Source organism: Candidatus Limousia pullorum (assembly GCF_057405065.1).
Genome location: NZ_CM171614.1, coordinates 2,482,551 through 2,508,871, shown reverse-complemented (window position 1 = coordinate 2,508,871; position 26,321 = coordinate 2,482,551). Strand labels below are relative to the sequence as shown.

The following is a 26,321-nucleotide window of genomic DNA, read 5'->3' as shown; positions in this document are numbered from 1 at the left end:
AAATGAAAAGACCGTTGGCGTGTTTGGGAATAACCTATCTTGCTGTTATAGCCACGGCTTTTTATGTCAAGTCCTCTTTGTTTTTGTGGGCGGTTTTGATTTTCGTCATTTGTTTTGCAATCGCCCTGACAGTCAAACTCCTTTTGAAGAAAAGGGTTAAAGTGCCTTTTGATAAATTTATGGTGTGCCTTGCCATGCTTTTGGGCGTTATCTCCTATACAGTGCATACGGATTGTTATTTTGTTCCTTTAAGGGAGAAGTACGGCGATACAGATTGTTATGTAACCGCAAGGGTATGTGAAAAGCCGGAATACAAATATGAAAGATATTATTACACCCTGGAAACTTTGACAATCGATGATGAAGAGGTCAGCGCAGGAGTGATTTTAAGCTGTCCCCTTTACATAGACGCAGACATCGGAGATATAATATCAACGGATATGACCCTTTTAAACACTGACAACAGCTACTATATCTCAAATGGAATAAATTTCACAGTTAAGGCTGAAACAAATTTCGGAATAGAAGTTGAAAAGTTTACAGGCTTTTCCCTTTACAAGCTTTCGTCACAGATAAGGGAAAGTATTTCCCATATTTTCGACAATGGAATGACCGAGGAAAACGCCTCATTTTTCAAGGCTCTTGTTTTAGGAGATAAATCACAGATGTCGGAATACACAATAGAGAGCTTCAGAAAATCCGGAGTTTCCCATTTTATTGTTGTGTCCGGTCTTCATATGTCGGTGGTTGGAATGTGTTTTCTCTTTATACTGAGAAAGCTTTTGAAAAATAAGTTTCTGTACGTGTTCGGTTCCTGCGCTGTGATAGTTCTTTACATGGGAATTACGGGATTTTCTCCGTCGGTAGTCCGTGCAGGCGTTATGTTTATAGTTTACGTAATCGGTATGCTGTTTAACCGGAAGCCCGACTCTTTTTCATCTTTGGGCTTGGCGGTTCTCATACTGACAGCTGCAAACCCATATGCCGGAGGAAATATAGGACTTCTTTTGTCGGTTACGGCGACCTTGGGTATTTTGCTTTGGAACGGAAGAATAAATGCTTTTCTAAAAGGCGGTTGGTTTGAGGTTATAAAGGAAAAGAAATTTATCGGAAGTTTTACGGATATAGTTTTGTCCTGTGTTTCAGTATCTCTAAGCGCCACAATAGGTGTACTGCCTTTGCAGGTTTGGTTCTTTCAGGAGATATCCTTGGTGGGAATTGTTACAAACCTTTTGATAGTTCCTCTTTCTTCACCTCTCATAATCTGCGCCTTGCTTTTTGTCTTGTTTGCGGTGCTTTCGGGATTTGCCGGATTTTTTGTATACCTGTCATCAGCCTTCGGATTTATAAGTCAGATACTTTCCGGCTATGTGCTGAATACAGTTAAATTCTTGGGAGAGCTTCCTTTTAGCAAGATAGACGTTAAAGATAATTTTTATATTTTTTGGATAATAATAACTGTGGCTATGTTTGCAGTCGGCGGACGTTTCAAGAAAAAATTTGGCTCGGTTTTGCCCATTGTGACCGCAAGCTTTACAATTTTGGTTGCGTGTATTCTTGCAGGAAACCTGTGGGGCATGGGAACCATGAAGCTCCACGTTTTAAGAAACGGGGGAGGAAACACAGTACTGCTTACCATAGACAACAAAAGTGCCATGCTTTCCACTGCCGGAAAATACAACTTCGATGACGAGGTTATCAGCTATATAGAAAGCACGGTAAAGGGAAAACTCAGCTTTCTGGCGGTAACTGAGAACTATAAAAATTCCGGCATATATGCAGATGAAATTTTGCAGGAGATAGGCGCAGAAAACGTGCTTTTCTATCACAACGAAAAGACCGACGAGGAAACATTAAACGCAATAGATGAAAACGGAAACGTGACCTATTTACAGCAGGATACAGGAGAAGCGACTCTCTGGAACAAAGCAATTATCAAATACATAAAAGAGGGCAACGGGTTCTATCAGTATGTAAAAATTTCCGAGGGTTACAGCCTTTTGATAATTCCCAAAATGGCTGATATTAAAAATCTTCCTGAGGAATACAGATATGCCGACATCATTGTGGGCGGAGGAAATATTAAAAATTCTCAGCTTTTAAGCTGTATGATTTTTGTGGATACAAGCGACGATGACTATAAAGGAACAAACCTGATAAACTACGATTTTACGGCAAAAACAAAGGATGAAAACGTGGTTTTAAATATGTCCAGGAAAAATGAAAAAAGCCATTGACAATCAGCCTTTTGTTATGGTATAGTATATAAGCCGCATATTGTGGGCTTAGAAGAGGTATGCCCCGCCCACGGTAGCGAGTCTGAATAAAGGAATGGTACTTAAATTATGTACGCAGTTATCGAAACAGGCGGCAAGCAGTACAAAGTAGAGAACGGCAGCGTTATCTTCGTTGAAAAGCTTGCAGCAGAGGAAAATGCAACAGTTGATTTCAAAGTTGTAGCTCTTGGTTCTGACGACGGTATTAAGGTTGGCGCTCCTTATGTTGAGGGTGCAACAGTTACAGGCACAGTTCTCAAGAACGGTAAGGGCAAGAAAATCAATGTTATGACCTACAAGCCAAAGAAGGGCGAGAAGAGAAAAATGGGTCACAGACAGCCTTACACAAAGGTTGAGATTAACTCAATCAACGGCTGATTATGATTGCAGCGGAGTTTAAACAAAGAAAAGGCACGGGCATTGTGGAGTTTTCCATAAAAGGTCATTCCGGCTACAGTGAAAGCGGAAGCGACATTGTTTGTGCGGCGGTGAGTTCAGCGGCTTATATGGCTGCAAACACTATAACCGATGTAATCGGCGCAAAGCCTGAGATTGATTTGTCCGATGGTTTTCTTGTTTTAAAACTGAGTTTGCAGGACGCTTTAAAGTGTTCGGTGATAACCGAGGGTTTAAAGCTCCATGTGCTGGCTCTTTCAGAGCAGTATCAAGATTTCATTAAAGTTAAAATTTCGGAGGTGTAAGGTAATGTTGAAGATAAATATCCAGTTGTTCGCTCATAAAAAAGGTATGGGTTCTACAAAGAACGGCCGTGACAGTGAGTCAAAGCGTCTTGGCGTTAAGCGTGCAGACGGTCAGCACGTTCTTGCAGGAAATATCCTTGTTAAGCAGAGAGGCACACACATTCACCCGGGTGTGAATGTTGGCAGAGGTTCTGACGATTCTCTCTTTGCTAAGGTTGACGGCGTTGTTCGTTTCGAGCGTGTAGGCAAGGACAGAAAGCGTGCAAGCGTTTATCCTGTTGAGCAGTAATTTATTAACACAAAACCTTTGGGGCGGATATAATTTATCCGCCCTTATTGTTTAACCTTTTATCCCTTTAATAAGTGATAAGATGAAAGAATTTAATAACAGAAATAAAAAAGACAATAATAAAAAGTATTGGTACTTTCCTTTTTTCAGCGCAAAGTTCCCCACACAGAAGGTCAAAGCCTCGGTTGGCAACATTTGGTGGTCGCTTTCCGTTATAGCCGTGGTTTTTGTCTGGTGTTTCCATGCGGTGAAAGAGCAAAACTGGCTTTTTCTTGTACTTGGAATATGCGGAGGAGCTGCAGCTGAATTTTTCCTCATAAGAGATTTTGTGAGAACACGTAAATCCGAAAAGGAAGATAAAAACCCTGACAAAAAAGAAATAAAATAGAGTTTATATATGATTTAGTAATATTTTGCATGTAAGCAAGATAATATTAAAGGATTTTTTGCCTTTGGGAGGTATATATGTTTGTAGATGTAGCAAAAATTAAAATTAAGGCAGGCGACGGCGGAGACGGCGCTGTGTCTTTTCACAGAGAAAAATATATCGCTTCCGGCGGCCCTGACGGCGGAGACGGCGGCAAGGGCGGCAATATAGTTTTTGTGGCTGACAGCAACCTTTCCACCCTGGCTGATTTCAGATACAAGAGAAAATATCTGGCACAAAAGGGTGAAAACGGAAAAGCGGCACGCAGAAACGGAAAAAATGCACCGGACCTTATTATACATGTGCCTATAGGAACTCTTGTTAAGGATGCGGAAACAGGCAGACTTATGGCTGACGTTTCCACAAAAGAACCTGTAGTTGTGGCAAGAGGCGGAAAAGGCGGCTGGGGAAATACCCATTTTGCAACTCCGACAAGACAAACTCCACGTTTTGCAAAGCCTGGACTTCCGGGCGAAGAGTTCGACGTTCAGCTTGAGCTGAAGCTTTTGGCTGACGTTGGCTTGGTCGGTTTTCCAAATGTAGGAAAATCAACACTTGTTTCCGTTGTTTCTCAGGCAAAGCCGGTTATAGCCAACTACCACTTTACCACAATAACACCTGTTCTGGGAGTTGTTTCAATGGGCGAGGGAAGCTCATTTGTAATGGCTGATATTCCGGGTCTTATCGAAGGCGCATGGGAAGGCACAGGACTGGGACACCAGTTTTTAAGACATGTTGAAAGATGCAGACTGCTTGTTCATATTGTGGATATTTCCGGCAGTGAGGGAAGAGACCCTATTGAGGATTTTGAAATAATAAACAGAGAGCTTGAAAAGTTTAACCCGGAGCTTGCCAAACGTCCAATGCTTGTAGCCGGAAACAAATGCGACCTTGCAACAGATGAACAAATAGAGAATTTTAAAAACTACGTCGAGGAAAAAGGTTACATGTTCTTTCCAATTATGGCGGCTATCAGATATGATGTTGATCCTCTTCTCAATAAAATTCAGGAGATGCTCTCAAAGCTTCCGCCTATAGCGGTTTACGAGGCAGAGCCTGTGCCGGTTGTTGCGGCAGAAAATGTGGGCAGACACGATGTTAAAATCACAGTACACGACGGTATTTATTTTGTTGAGGGTAAATGGCTTCTCAATGTCATTAAGTCCGTAAACTTTGACGATTACGAAAGCCTTAACTATTTCCAGAAAGTTCTCATAAACAGCGGCGTTATCGACGCTCTCCGTGAGGCTGGAATAAACGAAGGCGATACGGTTTCAATCTATGATTTGGAATTTGATTTCGTTGAGTAATAGGATTTAGACGCAAAGAGGAGAAAAGATGGAGAAGTTTATAGATAAGGAATGTCGTGCAAAGTCGGTATCTCCTTTGACCCTTGCTTTTTTGGGTGACGGGGTTTACGACTTGCTTATTCGTGATTTTCTTGTTACACAGGCAAACAGACCGGTTGGAGAGCTTAACAGGCTTAAAATTTCGGTGGTATGCTGTCAGGCTCAGTCAAAGGCTATGAAAAAGCTTTTGGATGCGGATTTCCTGACGGAAGAAGAAATGTCAGTGTACAAGCGTGGAAGAAATTCCACAGTGAATAATGTTCCGAAAAATTCCAGCGCTGCCGATTATCACAGCGCAACAGGCTTTGAAGCCTTGCTTGGATTTTTGTATCTTCAAAATAAAATAGACAGGATAACTGAAATATTCGATTTTGCCGTAAAGGAAGAACTTCTTTAAAAGGAGGTTTGTTTTATGACAAAGAAAAGGTTTTTTCACGATATTACAGATTGGACAACCATAATTTTCGGAAGTCTTATTTATGCGGTGGCAGTAAGCTGTTTTACAGCTCCGAATAATATAGCCCAGGGCGGACTGACCGGTGTGTCGATTATGCTTAATTTCGTATTCAACACACCTATAGGTATAACAACAATGATTATGAATATACCTCTGCTTATATGGGGACTTGTCGAAAACGGTAAAAGCTACCTTGCAAAAACTGTGGTGGCCATAGTGGTGTCATCTGTGGCGATTGATGTTATTTCATCATTTACTACAGGTTATCACGGCGAAAAGCTGTTGGCTGCCATGTTCGGAGGAATATTAAGCGGCTGTGGTTTGGGTCTGATTTTCTATCGTGGCGGTTCAACCGGCGGTGTGGATATTGTAGCTCAGAATATTCACAAGCATCTTCCTTTTCTTTCTGTAGGCAAACTGATATTACTGGCAGACGCTCTTATAATTTTTGCCACAATACCTGTTTACGGCGGAATAGAGAGTGCAATGTACACATCAATCTCTATTTTCCTGAGCGTTAAGGTTATAGATACGGTTACAAAGGGCTTTGCAAGGGATAACGGAAAGCTTATGTTTATCATAACCTCAAAGTATGCTGAGATAACCAAAGAGATAATCGAAAATGTAGAGAGAAGTGTAACTGTTGTTGACGGCAAGGGAGGATATACAGGGGACGATAAAAAGGTTGTTTTGTGCGCATTAAGACCACGTCAGGTTTATAAGGTGAGAAGAATAGCCGAAGACATCGACCGCATGTCCTTTATAGTTGTAACCGATGCGGAAAATATAATGGGCAAAGGTTTCAGAAACAGATAATTAAAATACTAAACGGGAATGTACTTTTAAATACATTCCCGTTTTTATATGTATATTAAAAAATGTATGCAAAGCATATTTCCCCCAAAAAAGCATTGCATACAAGTGAGAAGAATATCAGCATTTGAGTTCCTGTTTTTTTCGCTCAAGCATCTTTTCCAATTTATCAATAACCTGTGGGTCATCTGTATTTTCTATAAGAGCCGCAAAAAGATTTTCCTTTGAGCCTTTATTAAACTCGCTGCTGTTTGTAAATTGCTTAACCGCATATTCTTCTCTTGTGAACACAGGTACAAAAGTTCTTGCATAGTTTTTTGTGGTTTTTACAAATCCCTCAACTTTGATTACTTCCTTCTTTAACAGGGAGTTGATCAAAAGATGAATATAGCTTTTTTTCCAAGTTCTGTTTACTGATAAATTGACAATTTCAGTACTTGTCATGGGTCTATTTTCTGTCCAAAGTAAGTCCAAGATTTCCTCTTCACTTTTTGTCAACATATTTATTAACTCCTTCTCATTTTTATAGTATAACATAATTCACCAAATAAAAATATATCACTATTATTATATAATTATAATGTCATATTGTCAATTGAAATACAGGGTTTTTTAAACGAATATGTATATTTTTAGCATAATTATGTATATAATATTGTTTTTTATAAATGTATTAGCTCCTATATCAGGACTAATTTTAACACTTATATAAGTTATATTTGGTTATTTTTAATATAATTGGATAATAAAAATACTGCTACTATATTAGGAATTGTCATAAGTCCGTTAAATAAATCGGAAAGACACCATATAAAAATCATGGGGACAAAAGGAGAAATAATTGAAGCAATAACCCATAAATAGCGAAATTTTCCTACTGACTTTTCTCCAAATAGAAAGATACAGCATTTTTCCCCGTAACAGCTCCATCCCAACAATGTGGTAAAAGCAAAAAATAAAATACATGTAACGATTATTAGTTTTCCTGCGTAAGGAATTCTTGAAAAAACAAAGTACATAAGGGCTTCTCCGTCAACAGAGGAGATGTCTATTCCCGTGGCGATTGCGGTGGTCACAGCGGTAAGGCCAGTTAGAAAACATAAAACACCGGTGTCCCAAAATGTTCCCGTGGAGGTTATGAGAGCTATAGTGTCCGGAGAGTCTGTCTGAGCTTCAACAGATATCAAAGGCGCCGAACCCATTCCAGACTCTCCGGAAAAAAGTCCTTTGGAAATTCCGTAGCGGCAGGCATTTATAAATAAAGCTCCGGTAAACCCTCCGGCAATACTTTTAAAACCGAAAGCTTCACTGAGAATAGAGGCAAATGCGTCGGGAAGATAATGTCTGTATGCAAAAAGTAAAAACAAACATCCTCCCATATAAAGCAAAGCCATAGCGGGAACAAGGATTTCGGATATTTTTGAAACAGACTTTACGCCGCCGATAATTGAAACCGAGCACAGCAAGCCGGCGACAATTCCTGTAAAAAGTTCCACGGCAGTTATGTTTACTCCGGAAAAGGACAGCAAAACAGCATCTGAAAAACAGTTTTTTAACGTCTGAGAAATAGCACCTGTCTGTACTGCACAGCCTATTCCAAAGGAAGCGGCAAGTCCGAAAACCGAGAACAAAACAGCACTTATGGGCATGTTAAGCTGGTTTTTTAAAAGATACATTGCGCCGCCTCGGTAAGAGCCGTCTTTTGTTTTTGTCCTGTATTTTACGGCAAGATAGGTTTCGGCGTACTTGGTGGCAATTCCCAGCAAACCTCCAATCCAGCACCAGAAAACAGCTCCCGGCCCGCCCAAAACAATTGCTGTGCCAACACCTATGATATTTCCTGTGCCTATTGTTGAAGCCAGGGTGCAGGTAAGTGCTTTAAAAGGGCTTATGCCGTCGCCTGAATCTGTCCGTTTCATTGAAAGCCGTATTCCTTTAAAAAGTCTTTTTTGTACAAATCCGGTTTTTACCGTATTATAAATATGTATTGCGGGAAGCAGAATAATAAGAAAGTTATTCCATAAGAAATCATTTATGTATGTAAAGAATTGCAGAAACATAAAAAGCCTCCGGACATATAAACGCTTTAAAACATTTATATGTGACGAAGGCATTTTTTATTTCAGTTAAAATTAGTTACAGCAGAGGGATAACGCAGGAAAGGTCATCGCATACGCTGTAAAGGAGAGGTATTAAATCCTCGGTTGGTTTGTCCAAATCCGGCACCATTATTGTGGCACAGCCGGCAGTGCTTGCAGAAATCACACCGTTGGGAGAATCCTCAAGAGCAATACATTCTTCAGGTTTAAGGTTTAACTTTTCGCAGGCAAGCAGATATATGTCAGGCTTTGGCTTGCTGTTTTTTACCATAGAGCCGCAGGCAAACTCATCGAAATACTTGAAAAGTCCCACGCTTTCCAGATGTTCCTTAGCTCTTTCAAAAGGGGAGGAGGTGGCAAGAGCAATTTTAACTCCGTTTTGTTTTGCAAATTCCAAAAGCTCCTTTGCGCCCTTTTTAGCTTCCACACCGTGTTCCTTTATGTAAGCGTCCATAAGCTCAACACGCTTGTCATGAACAGGAACATAGTCAAAGCTTCCGAAATAACCGGCGAGCTTTTCAGTGGTAAACTGTCTGTTAAGACTTCTTATGCTTAAAGCGTGTTCAAATTCCATTGGATATCCGTAAAACCTTGCGGCTTCCGTCCAAAATCTTACATAAAGCTTTTCGGTATCCAGAAGAAGTCCGTCCATATCAAAAATTAGTCCCTTAAATTTCATAAAAATCACCCTTTTAATTTTACCATAGTTTTTATTATTTCACAATCTTTTTTTCTTTAGGGGAAAAAGTAGCCAAAAATGATATTGTAGATTTAAAATATTCTTACTTTTTTATTATGGCAATAATTTGTCACATATGATATAATTTATTCCAATGAAATTTGAAAATGTCTTATTATGTTATTGTAAGTAACTTTTATTATAATTTTAGATGAAATTTGAGGAAGAATTAGATGAAAAACAAAGAAAATAAAGATAAAAAAGATAAAAAAGATTCATTCTTTAAGAATATAGTTAAATATAAAAGATTAAACGGAGCAACAACCGGCAAAATGAAGGGTAAAAAGACCGTATTTTGGCTGGTTGTGACTGCTTTGGTGACCGTTGTTTTCGGAACCTGCGTTTTTGCTCTTGGAAATTATAACAGAGAAAGCATGATGCTTCCTACAGAGCCTGGAATGTTCGGAACAGACGATATCAGCGAATCTTCGGAAAGCTCTTCAGAGGAAACAACAGAAAATCCAAATGTTCCGGGAGAAGAGGTTGAGTTTAAAACTGTTGAGGACGACTATTTCAACAATTCAGTTTTTATAGGCGACAGTATTTCTTACGGACTTACTTTGTATGTAACTGAAAAGAGAGCCGAAGGTGAAAACGTGCTGGGTACAGCTCAGTTTTTAACAAGCGGAAGCCTGAGCTTCGGAAACTCCCTTTGGGATGTCAGCGACGAGTCTGTACACCCAACATACAACGGTGAAAAAATGAAGCTTGAGGACGCTGTTGGTCAGATTCAGCCTGATAAGATTTATATCCTTTTGGGAACAAATGATGTGGCCTTGTACGGCGTTGAAGCCACAATAGCCAATGCAGACGAAGCAATCAACAGAATGCTTGAAGCAAGCCCGAACTCAAGAATAATCATCCAGTCTGTTACACCTAAATATATTTCGGAAAGCAATGCAGACGACGATTTGAACAACGATAAAATCAACGCAATGAACGAAGCTCTAAAGACATTTGCGGAGGAAAAGGGATATGTATATCTTGATATAGCTTCACAGTTTAAGGACAGCAATGGGGGACTTGCGTCTGAATACTGCGGAGACCAGGAAGGTATGGGTATTCATTTCTCAAATGCCGCATATGAAATGTGGATTGATTATTTGTACAGTCACGGGGTATGATTGACTAAACATTTACATGAGGAGGGTATGGTTTGAAAAGGGTTTTAATTATTGTCTGCGCTTGTTTGCTTATAGTTTCATCATTTTTCAGCGGCTGCGGAACTTCTGATACACAAAGTACAACCGAAGAGGTGACACAGGCAACAGAAGAGCAGACATCAGAAGCTACAAGCGAAGAAGTGACCGAGACACAGGAAGAAACTACGGAAGAAGCTGAGAAAGTTTCAGTATCAGAGGAATCGCCTGTTACATATGAATATACTCAGGTTGATGATTCGTATTTTAACGACGCTGTATTTATCGGCGACAGCATTTCATATGGCTTTGAGCTCTATGTTACCGAGAAACGTGCCAACGGGGAAACCGTTCTGGGAGAAGCGAAGTTCTTAACAAGCGGAAGCTTAAGTTACGGAAATTCCCTTTGGGATGTCAGCGATGAATCTGTACATCCAACATATAACGGTGTAAAGATGAAGCTGGAAGACGCCATAGCTCAGATAAAGCCGGGAAAAATTTTCATACTTTTGGGGACTAACGATGTGGCTCTGTACGGTGTTGAACAGACCATTGCAAATGCCGATACAGAGATAAGCAGGATGCTTGAGGCGTCTCCGGGAGCAGAGATATTCATAATGTCTACAACTCCCAAGTATTCACCTGCGGAAAGCGATGTTGACGGCGCCCTTAACAATGCAGATATAGATGCGCTGAATGTTGCAATGAGAAATTTTGCCGTTGAAAAGGGATATAATTTCATGAACATTGCACCTCTGTTTAAAGACGAAACAGGAGGTCTTGCCGCCGACTATTGCAGTGACAAAGAGGGAATGGGAATACATTTTACATCTGCCGCTTATGATATTTGGCTTAACTTTCTTTACAGCTACGGAAAACAGCAGTGATGTTAAAGTATAGTTGAGTTAATATATAAATGAATTTGAGTACAGTAGAGTGAAAGGAGTTTAAAAATGAAAAGGGTATTGTGTCTTATTATGATGATTGTCACAGGTGTGGTTTTTGCAGGCTGCTCAAATGCAGAGGATGCAAAAAAATACGACATTCAGAAAGCAGGAGAGGAAATCGTTTCTCAGATTGAGAGTGCTTCTCAGATGACAAAAGTAAACGACGATATACTCACAAGCTTTTATGGTATTGATACAGCTGATGTAAATGATTACTTTGCACTTATCAGCACAGATTCAACAAAGCAGGATGAAGTAATCATGGTTGAAGCAAAGGATGCAGACGCTCTGAAAAGAGTACAGGAGAAAATCCAGACCAGATACGACTCAAAATATGCCCAGACAAAGGATTATCTTCCGGAAGAGGCAAAGCTTATTGAAGCAAGCAAGGTTGAAACCGACGGAAATTATGTATGGATGTTCATATCAGCAGACGCAGATAAAATGAACGAGATTTTCCTCGGAACAGCGGCATAAAATTTTTATAAATGCAGGAATACGGGATGGCAATAGCTGTCCCGTTTTTATGTGAGTTTTTATTTTATCAAAATAATTGATTAGATAAAATACAGTGGAAATACCGTGGCTATGTGTTGACTTTTCAATCTTTTGATAATATAATTACTAAGATAATGTTAAAAACGAATAATAAAATACTACAGGGTAAGAGAGGAATTCATATGTGTACAGATAAGATTAAAATTGGTTTTGATAATGACAAATATCTCCGTATGCAGTCAAAGCATATCAGAGAAAGAATTTCTCAGTTTGACAATAAACTTTACCTTGAGCTTGGCGGAAAGCTTTTTGACGATTATCATGCGTCAAGAGTTCTTCCGGGATTTCAGCCGGACAGCAAAATAAAAATGCTTTTGAACATGGCTGACGAAGCAGAGGTAGTTATTGTAATCAACGCTGACGATATAGTTAAGAATAAGGTCAGAGGTGATTTGGGCATTACTTATGATGCCGATGTTCTCAGACTTATCGACGCTTTCAGAGAAGCCGGACTTTATGTTGGCAGTGTTGTAATTACCCAGTACGCAGGACAGACAGCGGCAGATATTTTCCGCAAAAGACTTGAAAGCCTGGGAATGAAAGCATATCTTCATTATCCTATTGAGGGATATCCGAATAATGTGCCGCTTATTATCAGTGAAGAGGGCTTCGGTAAAAACGAGTATGTGGAAACAACACGTCCTTTGGTAATTGTAACTGCTCCGGGCCCTGGAAGCGGAAAGATGGCAACCTGTCTTTCTCAGCTCTATCACGAGCACAAGAGAAATATCAATGCGGGCTATGCAAAGTTTGAGACTTTCCCGGTTTGGAATTTGCCTTTGAAGCACCCGGTAAATCTTGCATATGAGGCAGCAACAGCTGACTTAAACGACGTAAATATGATTGACCCGTTCCACCTTGACGCTTACGGAACAAAGGCAGTAAACTACAACCGTGATGTTGAAGTTTTCCCTGTACTCAATTCAATCTTTGAAAAGATTTCCGGAAAGAGCCCATACAATTCACCTACAGACATGGGCGTTAATATGGCAGGCTTGTGTATCATAGATGATGAGGTCTGCGCCGAAGCTTCAAGACAGGAGATTATAAGAAGATATTTCAACACCCTCTGCGATGAGAAAATGGGAAAAATAAGCAGTGAAGCTGTTTATAAAATAGAGCTTCTCATGGCAAAGGCAGGAATAGAAGCCAATGACAGACTTGTTGCAGTAAAGGCAAGAGAGGTTGCAGAGCTTACAGATAATCCTGCTGCGGCAATTCAGCTTCATGACGGCAGAATTGTTACAGGTAAAACATCAGCCTTGCTGGGTTCATCATCAGCAGTGCTTTTGAACGCTTTGAAAACTCTCGGAGATATAGATGATGAAATCCTTCTCATTTCACCGAGCGTAATCGAGCCTATCCAGAAGCTTAAAATTCAGAATTTGGGAAATAAAAACCCAAGACTTCACTCAGATGAAATTCTTATAGCTTTGAGTATTTGCGCAGCTACAGACCCAACTGCCCGCAAGGCAATGGAGCAGCTTCCAAGACTTAAAGGCTGTGACGTTCATTCATCCGTTATCCTTACTCAGGTTGACTCATCAATTTTCAGAAAGCTTGGAATGAATCTCACATGCGAGCCTTCCTATCAGTCAAAGCGTCTTTATCATAAACAATAATTGTATACATATAAAAAATTACACCTCAATGCAGTTTTTAATTGCATTGAGGTGTTTTTGGTTTTATCAGCCTTTTTTAGGCTTTGGAGAATTTTTTGAAAATGCTATAAACAGCAGTGCGCTTATACCCATAAGGATAGGATAATAAAGATATGGGATTACCTCAACAGATGTTATTCCAACAAGTCCGGCGGCTGTGAGAAGCTGTGCGCCGTATGGAATAATTCCCTGGAAAATAGAGGTGAATATGTCGAGGAGGGAAGCGCTCTGTTTTGGCTCAATTCCGTATTCGTCGCTGATATCCTTTGCAATTTCACCGGAAAGAACGATTGCTATTGTGTTGTTGGCTGTTGCAATGTCCACGCAGGAGGCGAGAGCGGCAATTCCGAACTGTGCGCCTTTCTTTGTCTTTATTCTTGAACGGACAATATGAAGTATTGCCTGTATTCCGCCGTATTCCTTTATAAGTGCGCTGATACATGCAACAACTATTGAAATTACTGTTATGTCGTACATCTTAGTAACGCCGTCACCGATAGCTGTAAACATATCGCCTACTGCCAATGCGCCTGTAGCTATGCCGGCGATGAGAGATGTTACAGTTCCTGTTATAAGTACAAGAAATACGTTAAAGCCCAGCAATGCACCAATAAGAACTATCAGATACGGGATAACCTGGAAAATATTGTAGGAAAGGTCGTCTGTAAGTTCAAAGGTAGAATTAAATGTGAGAGCAAAGAATATTATAGCTGTAATAATCGCCGCAGGCAGTACAATTTTAAAGTTGGTTTTGAACTTGTCGTTCATGTTACAGCCCTGAGTTTTAACAGCGGCGATGGTTGTATCGGAAATCATTGAAAGGTTGTCGCCGAACATTGCACCGGAAACAACAGCTCCTGTACAGAGAGCCACATTAAGTCCTGTCTGTTCGCTTATACCCAAAGCGATAGGGGCGAGAGCAGTTACAGTTCCCACAGATGTACCCATAGATATGGAAATAAAGCATCCAATTATAAAAAGACCAATTACTGCGAAATTGGGAGGCAGAAAAGAAAGACCGAGATTAACGGTGCTTTTTACTCCGCCGGATGCGCTTACCGCTCCGGAAAAAGCTCCTGCGGCAAGGAAGATAAGACACATTGTTATAATGTTTTCGTCGGCAACGCCTTTTGCTATTACTTTAAGCTTGTCGTTAAACTTTAATTTTCTGTTTTGCAGAAAAGCCACAAACAAAGCGATTAAAAACGCCACTATAGCAGGCATTGAGTCAAAGTCATTGAAAATAATTCCGCTTCCGATAAAAATTACCAGAAAAACAGCGATGGGGAGCAGTGCGGAGATTCTGCCCTTATTGTTTTCCATCGGTATCACTCCTTTTAAATTTTAGATATACGGCTATTATACTTTATATGATAAGTTTTTGCAAGGAAAAGAATTTTTTGTTTAAGTTTTCTATTTTGGCTTCAATAAGTATATTTTGAACTCCGCCATAATATATTTTTTATATCTCAAGAAAATACAGACTAAAAAAGGAGAGATAAAAATGGAATATACTTTAAAGCCACAGGAAATCGGATGTCTGCAAACAATTCTTGACACTGTAAGCGAGCAGGGAGTGGATATGGACATAACCCTTCCCGATTATTGTCCCGATATTGAGAAAGTGCTCAACTGCACATTTTCTCCGAAAATATTTACACAGAACCTTTCGGGAGGTCAGCTTAGAGTAGAAGGCGCAGTGACAGTCAGGGTGCTCTACTGTGACAGCGTTAAGAAAAACGTCAGATGCTTTGAACAGACCTCGCCTTTTTCCGCAGGTTTTAATGTTAAGGACTTGACCGACCAGTACGGAGTTATCACAAGCACCAAAAACGAATACATAAACTGCCGTGCGCTCAGCCCGAGAAAACTGACTGTACACGGTGCTTTTTCACTGTATGCAAAAATTATCGGCAAAGGCTGTCTTACTGCATACAGTCCGGGAGAAGATAAAACTCTTTGCACAAAAACAAGAAAAATAAGAGGTATGGAGCTTTCAGCTTTTTGTCAGGAGCAGTTTACAGTTACCGATGAGGTTTCCCTTGAGGGCAGACCGCCTGTTGAATCACTGCTGAAATCAGAAGTCAGAATACTTTCCAGTCAGTGCAAGGCGGTAAACGGAAAGATTATGCTCAACGGCGAAATCAATATGAGACTTATGTATCTCTCAAATTTTGAAACGGGAGATATCGAGATTGTGGACTATGTGACCCCTTACAGTCAGATAATCAACTGCGAAGGGGTTACTGAAACAACTGTAAACCATATAAATGTAAATCTTATGTCCGGAGAAGTAAGGCTCAAGGGCGACGCTTTTTCAGACAATCCTCTGATAGTCCTGGACGCAAGAATTTGCTTTACAGAAATGGGATATGTTCCGGTGGATATAACAGTGATTGAGGATTCCTATTCCACAAAGTTTGCTTCTTCACAGCAGTTCACTAGTATGGAGGTTTTGAAGTCCACAATCCCATTCAGGGATACTTTCATGCACAAGTCAACGGTAAAAACTGACGGTGCATCCATTACAAAAATAATCGACATGGAATGTACACCGGCAAGCTCATCTTTCTCTGTGTCAGAGGGAATAAAAGCAGAGGGAAAATTCAACTGTTGTATAACCGCCGTAGGAGATGACGGATATCCTGTTTATATAGAAAGAATAGTGGATTTACAGCGTGACCTTTCCGTTGAAGCGGGAGCGGACAATATTGAAAATCTTGATTTCTTTATAAACTCCATGAGCTACAGAATTGCCGAGGACGACAGCATTGAGCTGAGATGCGAAATAGTTATGACCGGATGTGCCCAGCTTAGAGAAACAATAAGCGGCGTAAACTATATAGAAATATCCGAGGATAAACCAATAGAGGAGGACGGCTGTTCTCTGACCTTGTATTACTGCGACAGCGGGGAGAAGATTTGGGACATTGCGAAAAGATACAACACCTCTGAGGATTTGATAATTTCCGAAAATCTTCTTGAGGGCGACAGAATTGACGAAGCCAAGATGCTTTTGATAACAAGAATATAGGGAGGAAAAACGTATGGAAGAGAGAAGCATTTATCAGGACATTGCCAAAAGAACCGACGGAAACATTTATATAGGTGTTGTAGGCCCTGTGAGAACAGGTAAATCCACCTTTATAAAAAGGTTTATGGACACCATCGTTTTGCCCAATATTGAAAATGAGGATAAAAGAAAAAGAGCAAATGACGAGCTTCCCCAGTCTGCGGCAGGCAGAACAATAATGACCACAGAGCCGAAATTTATCCCCGAAGAGGCTGTGGAGATAGAGCTTTCCGACAATGCGGTTTTCCGTGTAAGGATGATAGACTGTGTTGGATACATTGTGGACAGTGCGCTGGGTTACATAGAGGGCGACTCACCAAGAATGGTAAAAACTCCCTGGTACGATGAGGAAATACCATTTAACACAGCGGCAGAGGTGGGAACAAGAAAGGTTATCACAGACCACAGCACAATAGGCCTTGTTATCACCACAGACGGAAGTATCAGCGATATACCAAGAAGCGATTATGTGGAAAGCGAAACAAGGGTTATAAATGAATTAAAAGAGATAAATAAACCTTTTATTATCCTTTTAAACTCTGTAGAGCCAAAGGCAAAAAGCACCGTGGCGCTGGCAGAGGAGCTTAGCCGCAAGCATCAGGTTCCGGTAATTCCAGTAAGCTGTGTTGACCTTGACGAAAATGAGATAAAGAGAATTCTTGTTCAGGTGCTTTTTGAATTCCCAATAAAGGAAATAAAGGTAAACATACCGGGCTGGATGGTAGCCCTTGAAAGCGATAACCAGTACAAGAGAGATATTTTCACCACAATTAAAACCACTGCGGAAAAAATAACAAAAATAAGAGAAATACAGTACGCCGCCGCTGAGATGGAGAAAAATCCCCTTATTACCAATACGAACATATCATCACTGGATTTGGGTATAGGCAGAGGCTCAATAAATATTACCATAGACAGCGGACTGTTCTTTAAAACTATGTCCGAGAAAACGGGAATGGATATCCCAGATGAAAAATCCTTGCTTGACTGTGTCTGCAAGCTTTGCGCAAAGCAAAGGGAATTTGATAAAATCGCTCAGGCGTATAAGCAGGTTCAGGATACCGGCTATGGAATAGTTATGCCAACAATGGAGGAGCTGACTCTGGAAGAACCTCAGATTATAAAGCAAAGCGGAAAATACGGTATAAGGCTGAAAGCCTCAGCACCGTCCATTCACATGATGAAAATTCATACAAACGCCGAGGTAACCCCAATAGTTGGCTCAGAACAGCAGTCGGAGGAGCTTGTTTCCTATATGCTCAAGGAGTTTGAAGAAAATCCCGTTAAAATCTGGGAGTCAAATATATTCGGAAAATCCGTCCACGAGCTTGTAAACGAGGGATTGCACAACAAGCTTTACCGAATGCCGGAGGACGCAAGAATGAAGGTTGCCCAGACTATAGAGAAGATAATAAACGACGGCTGCAACGGACTTCTGTGTATAATATTGTAACTTAGAACCAATATATTTAATTTGTTTTCAGGCACTTTTGTCTTTTTTTAAAGTTAAAAAAGCAAGAGTGCCTTTTTATATACAAAAACACGGTCATAGAATGGTATAATCTGTAAAAATTGGTCAATTTGACAGAAAAACAGAAAGTCGTATTTAGTTATTGAAAAAAAAATACTGCTATAGTATAATAAATTTGTATGCTGAATTATTTACGGGGGTAAAATTATGGATATTACTGAAAAACTGATTACCTCTCTGACCGTATTGCTCACGGGTTTGGTGGTTGTTTTTGCCGTATTGTTTATACTCATAGGTATAATCAAGGGTTGCGGTATTATCGTCACAAAGTTCGAGAACATGGTTAAAGAGAAAAAAGCCCAAAAAGAAACTGCTTCGGCAAAACCAGTGGCTCCTGTGCAGCAGAAACCGGTGCAGGTGACCGAAACTGCCGAAAGCGGAATTTCCGATGAGATTGTTGCTGTTATCGCCGCTGCCGTAGACGCTATGTACGGCTCTTCCGGTAAAGCAAGAATCAAAAGCATCAAAAAATCCGACAACAGCCGCTCTGCATGGAGTAAGGCAGGTATCTTGGATAACACAAGACCATTCTAATTTGTTCGGGTTTAAATTTTATCGGAAAGGAATTTGCGTTTTATGGAAATAATAAACGGTTTTGTTGACTCTATTGTGGGTCTTTTTCATGATTCTGGCCTGATGGTTCTCGGATGGCAGAATTACGTTATGATACTTGTGGCTATTGTCCTCATTTATCTGGCAATCAAAAAGCAGTACGAGCCTTTGCTTTTGCTGCCGATAGCATTCGGTATGCTTCTTGTAAACCTTTATCCGAGCATTATGGCTGCTCCTACAACAACTCTCCAGCCAGTAACAGAATACATGGCTGAACACGGAGGACAAGCGGGAAGCTATGCAATAACTGTTTTAAACGGTGTTGAATATTACAATGTTCCCGAATACGGCGGACTTTTGTACTACCTCTATCAGGGCGTTAAGCTTGGTATTTATCCTCCGCTTATCTTCTTGGGTATCGGCGCTATGACAGACTTCGGTCCTCTTATCGCTAATCCAAAGAGCTTTATTCTCGGAGCTGCTGCTCAGCTTGGTATTTTTATCACATTTATCGGCGCAATTTTCCTTGGATTTACAAGCAAGGAAGCAGGCGCTATCGCAATCATAGGCGGTGCGGACGGTCCTACAGCGATTTATGTTGCCACACGTCTTGCATCACACCTTTTGGGACCTATCGCTGTTGCAGCATATTCCTACATGGCATTGGTTCCGATTATTCAGCCTCCGATTATGAAAGCTTTGACAACAAAGAAGGAAAGAGCTGTAAAGATGACACAGCTTCGTACAGTTTCAAAGCTGGAAAAGATTATCTTCCCAATTGTTGTAATCATCGTTGTTGCTTTGTTCCTTCCAAGTGCAGCTCCTCTTGTTGGTATGCTCATGCTTGGTAATATCTTCAAGGAAAGCGGAGTTGTTGACAGAATCTGCAAAGCAGCTCAGAACGAGCTTATGAACATAATCACAATCTTCCTGGGCGTTACTGTTGGTGCAACAGCTACAGGTGAGGTATTCCTCACAGCTCAGACTCTGGGAATTGTTGTTCTCGGATTGCTTGCATTCTGCATGGGTACAGCAGGCGGCGTTCTCTTCGGAAAGATTATGTACAAACTTACCGGAGGAAAGGTAAATCCTCTCATCGGTTCAGCCGGTGTTTCAGCTGTTCCGATGGCAGCCCGTGTATCACAGAAGGTTGGACAGGAAGAAAATCCTTCAAACTTCCTTCTCATGCACGCTATGGGACCAAATGTTGCCGGCGTTATAGGCTCAGCAGTTGCAGCCGGTGTTCTTCTTAGTGTATTGCAATAATTTCGGTTGTTATGGGCTTTTTACCGAAAAGTAAGAAACACTTTTAAGACAAACTTTTACAAAAATCAATTTTTTGAAAAGGAGACAGGTAATCTTGTCTCCTTTTCTGTTGCTCTGTAATGTAATGTAATGTTGCTAAAGAAACAAGGTAAGAAACTATTGATTTAATGCAAAGTATAGAAAGACTTTGAATAGATTTTTTAATTCTTTTATGCAATTAAAAAATCTTATAGCTACATTATAATATTCATGTTGATAAATGTGCTTTCTAAATAACGCAAGGAGATGTATTATGAAAAAAGAATTTTCGTTGATGGACTTTTTAAATATGTTGAAAAAGCACTTGAAGATGGTTATTATACTTCCGATAATCGGTTGTATATTGGCGCTTTCATATTCATTTTTATTGGTAACTCCGCAATATACCGCTTCTTCTTTAATTCTCATACAAAACTATGAGGTTGTAAACAATAATGGTGACGAAGCATCAACCGATGAATACAGAGTTTACAGCAGTGACCTTCAGGCTTCTGCAACACTTGCAAAAAACTGCTCAATACTTTTTTCCGCCGACCCTGATATGAGAGCTGTTTTGGGTTCTTCAAAAATGAGTGTTTCAAGTATGGATGAATCAAACTTTTTGAAAATTACAATCACATCCGACAATCCTCAGGTTGCAGCAGATACAGCAAATAAAATTGCAGATATGGCATATGACGTTTATCTTGAAGTGTTCAAGGCTGGTAATGTAACAACAATTTCCACTGCAGAAGCTCCTGCAAAGCCATCATCTCCAAATATCGCTAAAAACGGACTTTTTGGTATCGTAGGCGGTCTGGTAGTTGCATTTGTAATCGCATTTCTTATTGAAATTTCCGACAATACAATCAAAAAGGACGATGACCTTTATAAGATTTACAATATTCCGGTATTTGCCGAGATTATTGACTTTACATCATCTGAAGGCAGGGGGAATAAACGATGAGCAAAAACAAACAGGGAAAAGCTTACGGTTCTATTGGCATTGAAAACGGAAAATTTGCTATCGTAGAAGGCTACAAGCTTGCCAGAACAAACATTGTATTTACTCTTTCTGCCGGACGCAGCAACTGCTTTGCAGTTACAAGCTGGTCAAAGGGTGAGGGAAAAAGTACAGCGACTACAAACCTTGCTATTTCATTTTCAAAGATGGATAAAAAGGTTATCCTTATCGACGCCGACTTGAGACGTCCTAACGTTGCAAACCTTTTGAATATTGAGAAAAGACAGGGACTTACAGATTATCTTTCAGGGCTTGCAAGTTATGAGGATATTATAGCAGCGGATGTTCTTCCTAATCTGGATGTAATTACCTGCGGAACAATACCGCCTAATCCTTCAGAGCTTTTGGGTTCAGAAGAGATGACACGTTTTGTTGAGAAGGTAAAGGATAGTTACGACTATGTTATTTTCGATACACCTCCTGTAGGAGTTGTGGCTGATGCCTTGCTTTTAAATCAGCATATTCTTGGATTTGTAGCTGTTGTAAGAGAAAATTCTACAACACACAGGGATATCGAAAACCTTGTTCAGAATATAAACCTGGCTCATTCAAAGGTTATCGGATTTATAAAAGTCGGATGTTCACTTCAGGATGAGAAGTACACAAAGAGCGGAAAGTATTACAGGTACGGATATTGATAAAATCTGTAAGAAAAGTTTATGATAATCTTGTTTTAAAGATTTATACAGGTTGACTTACAGTTTTATTTGTACACAACACCCATTACCCGTTGCAGGGTAGTGGGTTTTTTTGTGTATTGTTCTAAAAATGCAGGAATTTAGAAAATAACTTGCATTTTTTCTCGTTGTATAATAAAATATAAAAGGTTCACGAATGAATAATGCAATTTTTTTACGAGGTGACGGCAAAATGTTTTATAAAGAGATGAACAAGGAAGAGCTGTTGAAGGAAAAGGACTCCTTGCAGAAGGAATTTGACGGATATAAGGCAATGGGACTCAAGCTGGATATGTCCAGAGGTAAGCCGGGAAAAGAGCAGCTTGATATCTCCGAGAGAATGCTTGACATCGTAAACAGCGGTACAGAATGTAAAACAAGAGACGGTCTTGATTGCAGAAACTACGGACTTCTTGACGGTATTCCATCATGTAAAGAGCTTTTTGCACAGCTTCTTGGTGTAGAGCCTGAAAATGTTATGGTAGGCGGCAACTCAAGCCTTAACATGATGTTTGATACAATAGCATGTATGATGACAGCTCCTATTGTTGAGGGATGCAAGCCATGGTATGAGGTAAAGGACAGAAAATTCCTTTGTCCTGTTCCTGGATACGACAGACATTTTGCTGTTACAGAGTACTTTGGTTTTGAAATGATAAACATTCCAATGCTTCCTACAGGTCCTGATATGGATATGGTTGAAAAGCTGGTTGCAGAGGATGAGTCAATAAAGGGTATCTGGTGTGTTCCTAAATATTCAAACCCACAGGGTATCACTTATTCCGATGAGACAGTTCGCAGATTTGCAAATCTCAAGCCAAAGGCTAAGGATTTCAGAATTATGTGGGATAATGCTTACTGCATCCACGATGTAACAGATACACCTGACAATCTTTTGAACATCTATGAGGAATGTAAGAAGAACGGAACAGAGGACAGCGTAATTCTTTTCTGCTCCACATCAAAAATTACTTTCCCGGGTTCCGGTGTTGCAGCAATGGCTTCAAGCCCTGCAAACATGAAGGTTTTCAAAAACAGATATTCATGGCAGACAATCGGCTATGATAAGATAAACATGCTCAGACATATGCTCTTCTTTAAGGATTTGGACGGAGTGAAGAAGCATATGGATAAGCACAAGGCTATCTTGAAGCCAAGATTTGACACAGTTATTGAAAAGCTTGATACAAAGCTTAAAGATACAGGAATTGCTTCATGGACCAATCCAAATGGAGGATATTTTGTAAGCGTTGATGTTTTGGAGGGAACAGCTAAAAAGGTTGTTGCTCTTTGCAAGGAAGCAGGAGTTGTGCTCACAGGCGCAGGCGCAACATATCCTTATGGTAAGGATCCAAAAGACAGCAATATCAGAATAGCACCTACATTCCCACCTGTTTCAGAGCTTGAAACAGCAATGGATATTTTCTGTGTTTGCGCAAAGCTTGCCGCAGTAGAAAAATTGCTTGAAAATAAATAATTTAATCATTTAAAGGTCAAATGCGAAATGCAGGATTTTTTCTGTGTTTCGCATTTTTCTTGTTTAAGCTGGGTAAAAAATACTATTTTGATAAAAAAATGACGGTTTTTGGAGATAAAGTTGTCTAATCTATTGACTTTTAATAAAAAAAACTCTATAATTATTTTTGTTACGTCTGCAAGTGTGTTTGCTGGCCGTTTAAGCAAAGACGTTTGCAGATAATTATTTTTACTGGAGGTTTCAGGCATGAAAAGAGTTCCAAAGCCGGTATTCTTCATCGTTGCCCTCCTTATACTTGTTTTTGCAAGCACAGCAATATTCGGTGTATCTTATTACAATGGAGATAATAAGGTAACGGTTATTAAAGGAGTCAATGACATAAGATGGGGAATCGACATCCGTGGCGGCGTTGAGGCTACATTTAAGCCGGCGGGAGATATTGACGCAACGGAAACAGATCTTGATTCTGCGAAAACAATCATCGAAACAAGAATGGTTTCACAGGGCATTACAGACTATGAGCTGTACGCTGACTATGGTACAGACAGAATTATCGTACGTTTCCCTTGGAAAGAGGATGAAACAAGCTACGATCCAAAAGAAGCAATTGACGAAATTTCAGCAACTGCACAGCTTACTTTCCGTCCGGGAAATTCCTACGAAAGTGTTGATCTTGACGGCGAGGGAGATATAGTTTACAAAACTCCTACAGGCGACACAGAGGAAATCCTTATGGATGGTTCAATGATCGAAACAGCTGTTCCTAATTTTGATACAAGCACAAATAAGTACGTTGTATCCCTTGAATTTACCAGTGACGGTGCGGCTAAATTTGAAGAGATTACCACAGAGTATAACGGCAAAGTTGTTTCCATCTGGATGGATGATATAATGCTTTCAGCACCAACTGTACAGAACGTTATATCAGATGGTAAGGCAGTTATTACAGGTGACTTTACAGCAGAAGAGGCAACAAGCCTTGCAAACAAAATTCAGGCAGGTGCTTTGCCATTCCAGCTTGAGACTGCTTCATACGGTTCAGTAAGCCCAACTCTCGGCTTAAACTCACTGACCGCAATGGCATATGCAGGTGTGATTGCAATTATTATAATCGGATTGTTCATGATTATTATGTACAGAATTCCTGGTTTTGTTGCATTCATCGCACTTTTGGGACAGGTTGGACTTTCAATCGCAGTTATCTCAGGATATTTCACAGTATTCAATTCATTTACAATGACACTCCCTGGTATTGCGGGTATCATACTGTCGATAGGTATGGGCGTTGACGCCAACATCATCACAGCAGAGCGTATCAAGGATGAATTCAGAAGCGGAAAATCTTTGGAACTTGCTATAGACAGAGGAACAAAGAACAGCTTGTCTGCTATCATCGACGGTAACATGACAGTTGTAATTGTATCCCTTATTCTTCTCTTTGTTTTCGGACCAACACAGATACTTTCCGGTATTTTCGGTCCGTCAACTACAGGTACGGTTTACGCTTTCGGTTACACACTCCTCACAGGTGTTATTGCAAACTTCATCATGGGCGTTGGTCTCTCACGTTTGATGCTCAAGAGTATTGCAAGACTTAAATTCCTGCGCAAAAAGTCTTTCTTTGGAGGTGCTAAAAATGAAGAATAAGAGAATTTTCGATTTTGTCGGTCACAAAAAGATATTCTTCGGCATTTCCCTTACAATAATAGCAATAGGTATTATTTGCAATTTTATTTTCGGAACACAGCTGGACATTCAGTTCAAGGGCGGTTCAATCGTTAAGTATTCTTACACAGGAACAGTTGATGAAACAGAGCTTAAGGATACACTCCAGAATGCAACTGAGACTCAGGTATCATTTGCAATTTCAAAAGACCTTTTGGGAACAGACGGACAGGAATCCTATGTTATTTCCGTTCAGTTTGCAGGCAACGAGGTAATCAACGCAGATGTTCAGGATACAATGACAAAGGCATTGGAGGAGAAATTCCCGGACAACAACTTTGCATATCTTGAGTCTAACTCCGTTGAAGCTTCCATGGGTGCTAAATTCCTTTGGAAATGTCTTGCAGCTATTGCAATAGCCGGTGTTCTTATGGTTCTTTATGTTACAATAAGATTTAAGAAAATCGGCGGTCTTTCCGCAGGCGTTATGGCTTTGATTGCACTTGTACATGACGTAGCTATGATTTACTTCATGTATGTAATATTCAGAATGCCTATAGACAGTAACTTCATCGCTGTTGTACTTATGATTATCGGTTATTCTCTTAACGATACAATCGTTATTTACGACAGAGTCCGTGAGGAAAAGAAACTCCTCGGAAATACTGTTAATGCTGCAGAGCTCTTTAACATAAGCGCATCAGGCGTTATGAAGAGAACAATCTGCACATCAGCAACAACACTTGCCGCTATCGGCACAGTTTATGTTGTTGCTTTGGTATTCAACATTCCTTCAGTTCAGAGCTTTGCTCTTCCGATGATAATCGGTGTTATCTCCGGTTGCTTCTCATCACTTTGCATTGCCGGTGAACTTTGGGTTATGTGGCAGAATCACAAGCTGGCAAAAGCAAATACAAATAAAAGATAATTTCTTTTATACATAATAAAAGCGTCATCCTTTATGGGTGACGCTTTTGATATTATTAGATTTATTTCCAATCGCTTATGATATTTCCTTTTACAAGATATGCCTTTTTTGCAATAAGAGCTAAAGGGGTATCGCTTTTGCTGTCGGAGTAAAACTCATCAATTTTGCCGTTGGGAAATTCCTCGTAAAATCTTCTGACCTTTTCTTCTCCGTGACAGTTAAGACCATTATATTTTCCGGTTTTTTTGTCAACAGGTGAGGCGATAAGATATTTTATTCCAAGCTTTTGACAGATAGGGGTGAGCAGAAAAACAGATGACGCCGAGATGATAACATCGTCAGGCTTTTGCTGTTTTAAGTACCAGCCTTTTACATTTGAAATGTGCTTATCCCAGAAATCATTTACATCCTTCTCAAGGTCAATGCATTTTAAAAATCTGTACATCTTTTCCTTAAAGTGGGTTTTGTCGCCCTTTTTAAAGATATAATATCCGGCAAATCCTGCGGCAAGAGAGGGGATATATTTTATCATTGAGGGATGTCTTTTTAAGCAGAAAAAATAGAAATGAGCGGTGGAGTCTCCTTTATAAATTGTATTGTCAAAATCGTATACATTCATATAAAAACAACCTTTTTAGAATATTTTAGTAAAATT

General features: G+C 40.0%; 27 protein-coding genes and 1 other annotated feature. Of the genes, 21 read left to right on the top strand and 6 right to left on the bottom strand.

From position 1 onward, the window contains the following. The first annotated feature begins 2 nt into the window (after window positions 1-2). From CGICJO_RS11745 to CGICJO_RS11710, 8 genes are all read left to right on the top strand, one after another. Window positions 3-2,237: a ComEC/Rec2 family competence protein gene (locus tag CGICJO_RS11745; protein WP_486499034.1), complete on the top strand. Its 2,235-nt coding sequence runs from the start codon at window positions 3-5 to the stop codon at window positions 2,235-2,237. A 20-nt stretch (window positions 2,238-2,257) separates the two neighbouring features. Beyond that, window positions 2,258-2,331, top strand: a sequence feature (ribosomal protein L21 leader region). Window positions 2,332-2,345: 14 nt separating this feature from the next. Beyond that, complete coding sequence (gene rplU, locus CGICJO_RS11740) at window positions 2,346-2,654, top strand: 50S ribosomal protein L21 (RefSeq protein ID WP_087376127.1); 309 nt, start codon at window positions 2,346-2,348, stop codon at window positions 2,652-2,654. 2 nt (window positions 2,655-2,656) lie between these two features. Continuing rightward, on the top strand, window positions 2,657-2,977 hold the full coding sequence (locus CGICJO_RS11735) for a ribosomal-processing cysteine protease Prp (RefSeq protein ID WP_486499033.1): 321 nt from the start codon (window positions 2,657-2,659) through the stop codon (window positions 2,975-2,977). A 4-nt stretch (window positions 2,978-2,981) separates the two neighbouring features. Further along, a complete protein-coding gene (gene rpmA, locus CGICJO_RS11730; protein ID WP_087376129.1) occupies window positions 2,982-3,266 on the top strand; it encodes a 50S ribosomal protein L27 in 285 nt (94 codons plus the stop codon). An 82-nt stretch (window positions 3,267-3,348) separates the two neighbouring features. Beyond that, on the top strand, window positions 3,349-3,654 hold the full coding sequence (locus CGICJO_RS11725) for a hypothetical protein (protein WP_087376130.1): 306 nt from the start codon (window positions 3,349-3,351) through the stop codon (window positions 3,652-3,654). A 77-nt stretch (window positions 3,655-3,731) separates the two neighbouring features. After that, the gene (gene obgE / locus CGICJO_RS11720; RefSeq protein WP_087376131.1) at window positions 3,732-5,003 is read left to right on the top strand and encodes a GTPase ObgE; all 1,272 of its coding nucleotides are present in this window, start codon (window positions 3,732-3,734) and stop codon (window positions 5,001-5,003) included. Between the two features lie 28 nt (window positions 5,004-5,031). Beyond that, the gene (locus CGICJO_RS11715; RefSeq protein ID WP_087376132.1) at window positions 5,032-5,439 is read left to right on the top strand and encodes a Mini-ribonuclease 3; all 408 of its coding nucleotides are present in this window, start codon (window positions 5,032-5,034) and stop codon (window positions 5,437-5,439) included. A gap of 15 nt (window positions 5,440-5,454) precedes the next feature. Then, window positions 5,455-6,315: a YitT family protein gene (locus CGICJO_RS11710; protein ID WP_486499032.1), complete on the top strand. Its 861-nt coding sequence runs from the start codon at window positions 5,455-5,457 to the stop codon at window positions 6,313-6,315. A 117-nt stretch (window positions 6,316-6,432) separates the two neighbouring features. On the opposite strand, the gene CGICJO_RS11705 is transcribed toward CGICJO_RS11710, so the two are convergent. From CGICJO_RS11705 to CGICJO_RS11695, 3 genes are all read right to left on the bottom strand, one after another. Then, on the bottom strand, window positions 6,433-6,813 hold the full coding sequence (locus CGICJO_RS11705) for a BlaI/MecI/CopY family transcriptional regulator (protein ID WP_486499031.1): 381 nt from the start codon (window positions 6,811-6,813) through the stop codon (window positions 6,433-6,435). A 212-nt stretch (window positions 6,814-7,025) separates the two neighbouring features. After that, entirely contained in the window at window positions 7,026-8,372 is a 1,347-nt protein-coding gene (locus CGICJO_RS11700; RefSeq protein ID WP_486499030.1) for an alanine/glycine:cation symporter family protein, read from the bottom strand. A 76-nt stretch (window positions 8,373-8,448) separates the two neighbouring features. Further along, window positions 8,449-9,090 (bottom strand): HAD family hydrolase, encoded by a 642-nt coding sequence (locus tag CGICJO_RS11695; protein ID WP_087376136.1) that lies wholly within the window; start codon window positions 9,088-9,090, stop codon window positions 8,449-8,451. A 233-nt stretch (window positions 9,091-9,323) separates the two neighbouring features. Here CGICJO_RS11695 and CGICJO_RS11690 point away from each other — a divergent pair, with 233 nt between their 5' ends. From CGICJO_RS11690 to CGICJO_RS11675, 4 genes are all read left to right on the top strand, one after another. After that, window positions 9,324-10,274 (top strand): GDSL-type esterase/lipase family protein, encoded by a 951-nt coding sequence (locus CGICJO_RS11690; RefSeq protein WP_486499029.1) that lies wholly within the window; start codon window positions 9,324-9,326, stop codon window positions 10,272-10,274. A gap of 32 nt (window positions 10,275-10,306) precedes the next feature. Further along, window positions 10,307-11,176 carry a GDSL-type esterase/lipase family protein gene (locus tag CGICJO_RS11685; protein WP_486499028.1) on the top strand — a complete coding sequence of 290 codons (870 nt, stop codon included), beginning with the start codon at window positions 10,307-10,309 and terminating at the stop codon, window positions 11,174-11,176. 66 nt (window positions 11,177-11,242) lie between these two features. Further along, window positions 11,243-11,713 (top strand): DUF4358 domain-containing protein, encoded by a 471-nt coding sequence (locus CGICJO_RS11680; protein ID WP_486499027.1) that lies wholly within the window; start codon window positions 11,243-11,245, stop codon window positions 11,711-11,713. A gap of 203 nt (window positions 11,714-11,916) precedes the next feature. After that, the gene (locus tag CGICJO_RS11675; protein ID WP_486499026.1) at window positions 11,917-13,416 is read left to right on the top strand and encodes a DUF1846 domain-containing protein; all 1,500 of its coding nucleotides are present in this window, start codon (window positions 11,917-11,919) and stop codon (window positions 13,414-13,416) included. Window positions 13,417-13,482: 66 nt separating this feature from the next. On the opposite strand, the gene CGICJO_RS11670 is transcribed toward CGICJO_RS11675, so the two are convergent. Beyond that, a complete protein-coding gene (locus CGICJO_RS11670; RefSeq protein WP_486499025.1) occupies window positions 13,483-14,778 on the bottom strand; it encodes a Na+/H+ antiporter NhaC family protein in 1,296 nt (431 codons plus the stop codon). A 181-nt stretch (window positions 14,779-14,959) separates the two neighbouring features. Between CGICJO_RS11670 and CGICJO_RS11665 the strand changes: the two genes are divergently transcribed. The 7 genes from CGICJO_RS11665 to CGICJO_RS11635 all read left to right on the top strand — a co-directional run bounded on the left by CGICJO_RS11665 (window position 14,960) and on the right by CGICJO_RS11635 (window position 23,073). Further along, window positions 14,960-16,489 carry a DUF3794 domain-containing protein gene (locus tag CGICJO_RS11665; RefSeq protein ID WP_486499024.1) on the top strand — a complete coding sequence of 510 codons (1,530 nt, stop codon included), beginning with the start codon at window positions 14,960-14,962 and terminating at the stop codon, window positions 16,487-16,489. A gap of 13 nt (window positions 16,490-16,502) precedes the next feature. Then, window positions 16,503-17,981, top strand: a complete 1,479-nt coding sequence (gene spoIVA, locus CGICJO_RS11660) for a stage IV sporulation protein A (RefSeq protein WP_087376142.1) — start codon at window positions 16,503-16,505, stop codon at window positions 17,979-17,981. 225 nt (window positions 17,982-18,206) lie between these two features. Next, a complete protein-coding gene (locus CGICJO_RS11655) occupies window positions 18,207-18,593 on the top strand; it encodes an OadG family transporter subunit (protein ID WP_087376143.1) in 387 nt (128 codons plus the stop codon). A 42-nt stretch (window positions 18,594-18,635) separates the two neighbouring features. Continuing rightward, window positions 18,636-19,877, top strand: coding sequence for a sodium ion-translocating decarboxylase subunit beta (locus CGICJO_RS11650; RefSeq protein WP_087376144.1), 1,242 nt, complete (start codon window positions 18,636-18,638; stop codon window positions 19,875-19,877). Between the two features lie 292 nt (window positions 19,878-20,169). Next, a complete protein-coding gene (locus CGICJO_RS11645; protein WP_486499023.1) occupies window positions 20,170-20,862 on the top strand; it encodes a YveK family protein in 693 nt (230 codons plus the stop codon). After that, a complete protein-coding gene (locus CGICJO_RS11640; protein ID WP_486499022.1) occupies window positions 20,859-21,557 on the top strand; it encodes a CpsD/CapB family tyrosine-protein kinase in 699 nt (232 codons plus the stop codon). The genes CGICJO_RS11645 and CGICJO_RS11640 overlap by 4 nt, the downstream gene beginning before the upstream one ends. Window positions 21,558-21,753: 196 nt before the next feature. Then, on the top strand, window positions 21,754-23,073 hold the full coding sequence (locus CGICJO_RS11635; protein ID WP_486499021.1) for an aspartate aminotransferase type Ic: 1,320 nt from the start codon (window positions 21,754-21,756) through the stop codon (window positions 23,071-23,073). 5 nt (window positions 23,074-23,078) lie between these two features. On the opposite strand, the gene CGICJO_RS11630 is transcribed toward CGICJO_RS11635, so the two are convergent. Beyond that, window positions 23,079-23,351: a hypothetical protein gene (locus tag CGICJO_RS11630; protein ID WP_143256346.1), complete on the bottom strand. Its 273-nt coding sequence runs from the start codon at window positions 23,349-23,351 to the stop codon at window positions 23,079-23,081. On the opposite strand from CGICJO_RS11630, the gene secD reads away from it, so the two are divergent. Next, window positions 23,320-24,720 (top strand): protein translocase subunit SecD, encoded by a 1,401-nt coding sequence (gene secD / locus CGICJO_RS11625; RefSeq protein WP_486499020.1) that lies wholly within the window; start codon window positions 23,320-23,322, stop codon window positions 24,718-24,720. The two genes, CGICJO_RS11630 and secD, sit on opposite strands and share 32 nt — an antisense overlap. Next, on the top strand, window positions 24,710-25,666 hold the full coding sequence (gene secF, locus CGICJO_RS11620; protein WP_486499019.1) for a protein translocase subunit SecF: 957 nt from the start codon (window positions 24,710-24,712) through the stop codon (window positions 25,664-25,666). Before secD ends, secF begins: the two co-directional genes overlap by 11 nt. A 61-nt stretch (window positions 25,667-25,727) precedes the next feature. On the opposite strand, the gene CGICJO_RS11615 is transcribed toward secF, so the two are convergent. Continuing rightward, complete coding sequence (locus tag CGICJO_RS11615; RefSeq protein ID WP_087376151.1) at window positions 25,728-26,285, bottom strand: HAD-IB family phosphatase; 558 nt, start codon at window positions 26,283-26,285, stop codon at window positions 25,728-25,730. Between the last annotated feature and the right edge of the window lie 36 nt (window positions 26,286-26,321).

Excerpts from the sequence above, each read along its gene's own strand:
- CGICJO_RS11745 (WP_486499034.1), top strand. The coding sequence starts at position 3 with ATGAAAAGACCGTTGGCGTGTTTGGGAATAACCTATCTTGCTGTTATA.
- rplU (WP_087376127.1), top strand. The coding sequence starts at position 2,346 with ATGTACGCAGTTATCGAAACAGGCGGCAAGCAGTACAAAGTAGAGAAC.
- CGICJO_RS11735 (WP_486499033.1), top strand. The coding sequence starts at position 2,657 with ATGATTGCAGCGGAGTTTAAACAAAGAAAAGGCACGGGCATTGTGGAG.
- rpmA (WP_087376129.1), top strand. The coding sequence starts at position 2,982 with ATGTTGAAGATAAATATCCAGTTGTTCGCTCATAAAAAAGGTATGGGT.
- CGICJO_RS11725 (WP_087376130.1), top strand. The coding sequence starts at position 3,349 with ATGAAAGAATTTAATAACAGAAATAAAAAAGACAATAATAAAAAGTAT.
- obgE (WP_087376131.1), top strand. The coding sequence starts at position 3,732 with ATGTTTGTAGATGTAGCAAAAATTAAAATTAAGGCAGGCGACGGCGGA.
- CGICJO_RS11715 (WP_087376132.1), top strand. The coding sequence starts at position 5,032 with ATGGAGAAGTTTATAGATAAGGAATGTCGTGCAAAGTCGGTATCTCCT.
- CGICJO_RS11710 (WP_486499032.1), top strand. The coding sequence starts at position 5,455 with ATGACAAAGAAAAGGTTTTTTCACGATATTACAGATTGGACAACCATA.
- CGICJO_RS11705 (WP_486499031.1), bottom strand. The coding sequence starts at position 6,813 with ATGTTGACAAAAAGTGAAGAGGAAATCTTGGACTTACTTTGGACAGAA.
- CGICJO_RS11700 (WP_486499030.1), bottom strand. The coding sequence starts at position 8,372 with ATGTTTCTGCAATTCTTTACATACATAAATGATTTCTTATGGAATAAC.
- CGICJO_RS11695 (WP_087376136.1), bottom strand. The coding sequence starts at position 9,090 with ATGAAATTTAAGGGACTAATTTTTGATATGGACGGACTTCTTCTGGAT.
- CGICJO_RS11690 (WP_486499029.1), top strand. The coding sequence starts at position 9,324 with ATGAAAAACAAAGAAAATAAAGATAAAAAAGATAAAAAAGATTCATTC.
- CGICJO_RS11680 (WP_486499027.1), top strand. The coding sequence starts at position 11,243 with ATGAAAAGGGTATTGTGTCTTATTATGATGATTGTCACAGGTGTGGTT.
- CGICJO_RS11675 (WP_486499026.1), top strand. The coding sequence starts at position 11,917 with ATGTGTACAGATAAGATTAAAATTGGTTTTGATAATGACAAATATCTC.
- CGICJO_RS11670 (WP_486499025.1), bottom strand. The coding sequence starts at position 14,778 with ATGGAAAACAATAAGGGCAGAATCTCCGCACTGCTCCCCATCGCTGTT.
- CGICJO_RS11665 (WP_486499024.1), top strand. The coding sequence starts at position 14,960 with ATGGAATATACTTTAAAGCCACAGGAAATCGGATGTCTGCAAACAATT.
- spoIVA (WP_087376142.1), top strand. The coding sequence starts at position 16,503 with ATGGAAGAGAGAAGCATTTATCAGGACATTGCCAAAAGAACCGACGGA.
- CGICJO_RS11655 (WP_087376143.1), top strand. The coding sequence starts at position 18,207 with ATGGATATTACTGAAAAACTGATTACCTCTCTGACCGTATTGCTCACG.
- CGICJO_RS11650 (WP_087376144.1), top strand. The coding sequence starts at position 18,636 with ATGGAAATAATAAACGGTTTTGTTGACTCTATTGTGGGTCTTTTTCAT.
- CGICJO_RS11645 (WP_486499023.1), top strand. The coding sequence starts at position 20,170 with ATGAAAAAAGAATTTTCGTTGATGGACTTTTTAAATATGTTGAAAAAG.
- CGICJO_RS11640 (WP_486499022.1), top strand. The coding sequence starts at position 20,859 with ATGAGCAAAAACAAACAGGGAAAAGCTTACGGTTCTATTGGCATTGAA.
- CGICJO_RS11635 (WP_486499021.1), top strand. The coding sequence starts at position 21,754 with ATGAATAATGCAATTTTTTTACGAGGTGACGGCAAAATGTTTTATAAA.
- secD (WP_486499020.1), top strand. The coding sequence starts at position 23,320 with ATGAAAAGAGTTCCAAAGCCGGTATTCTTCATCGTTGCCCTCCTTATA.
- CGICJO_RS11630 (WP_143256346.1), bottom strand. The coding sequence starts at position 23,351 with ATGAAGAATACCGGCTTTGGAACTCTTTTCATGCCTGAAACCTCCAGT.
- secF (WP_486499019.1), top strand. The coding sequence starts at position 24,710 with ATGAAGAATAAGAGAATTTTCGATTTTGTCGGTCACAAAAAGATATTC.
- CGICJO_RS11615 (WP_087376151.1), bottom strand. The coding sequence starts at position 26,285 with ATGAATGTATACGATTTTGACAATACAATTTATAAAGGAGACTCCACC.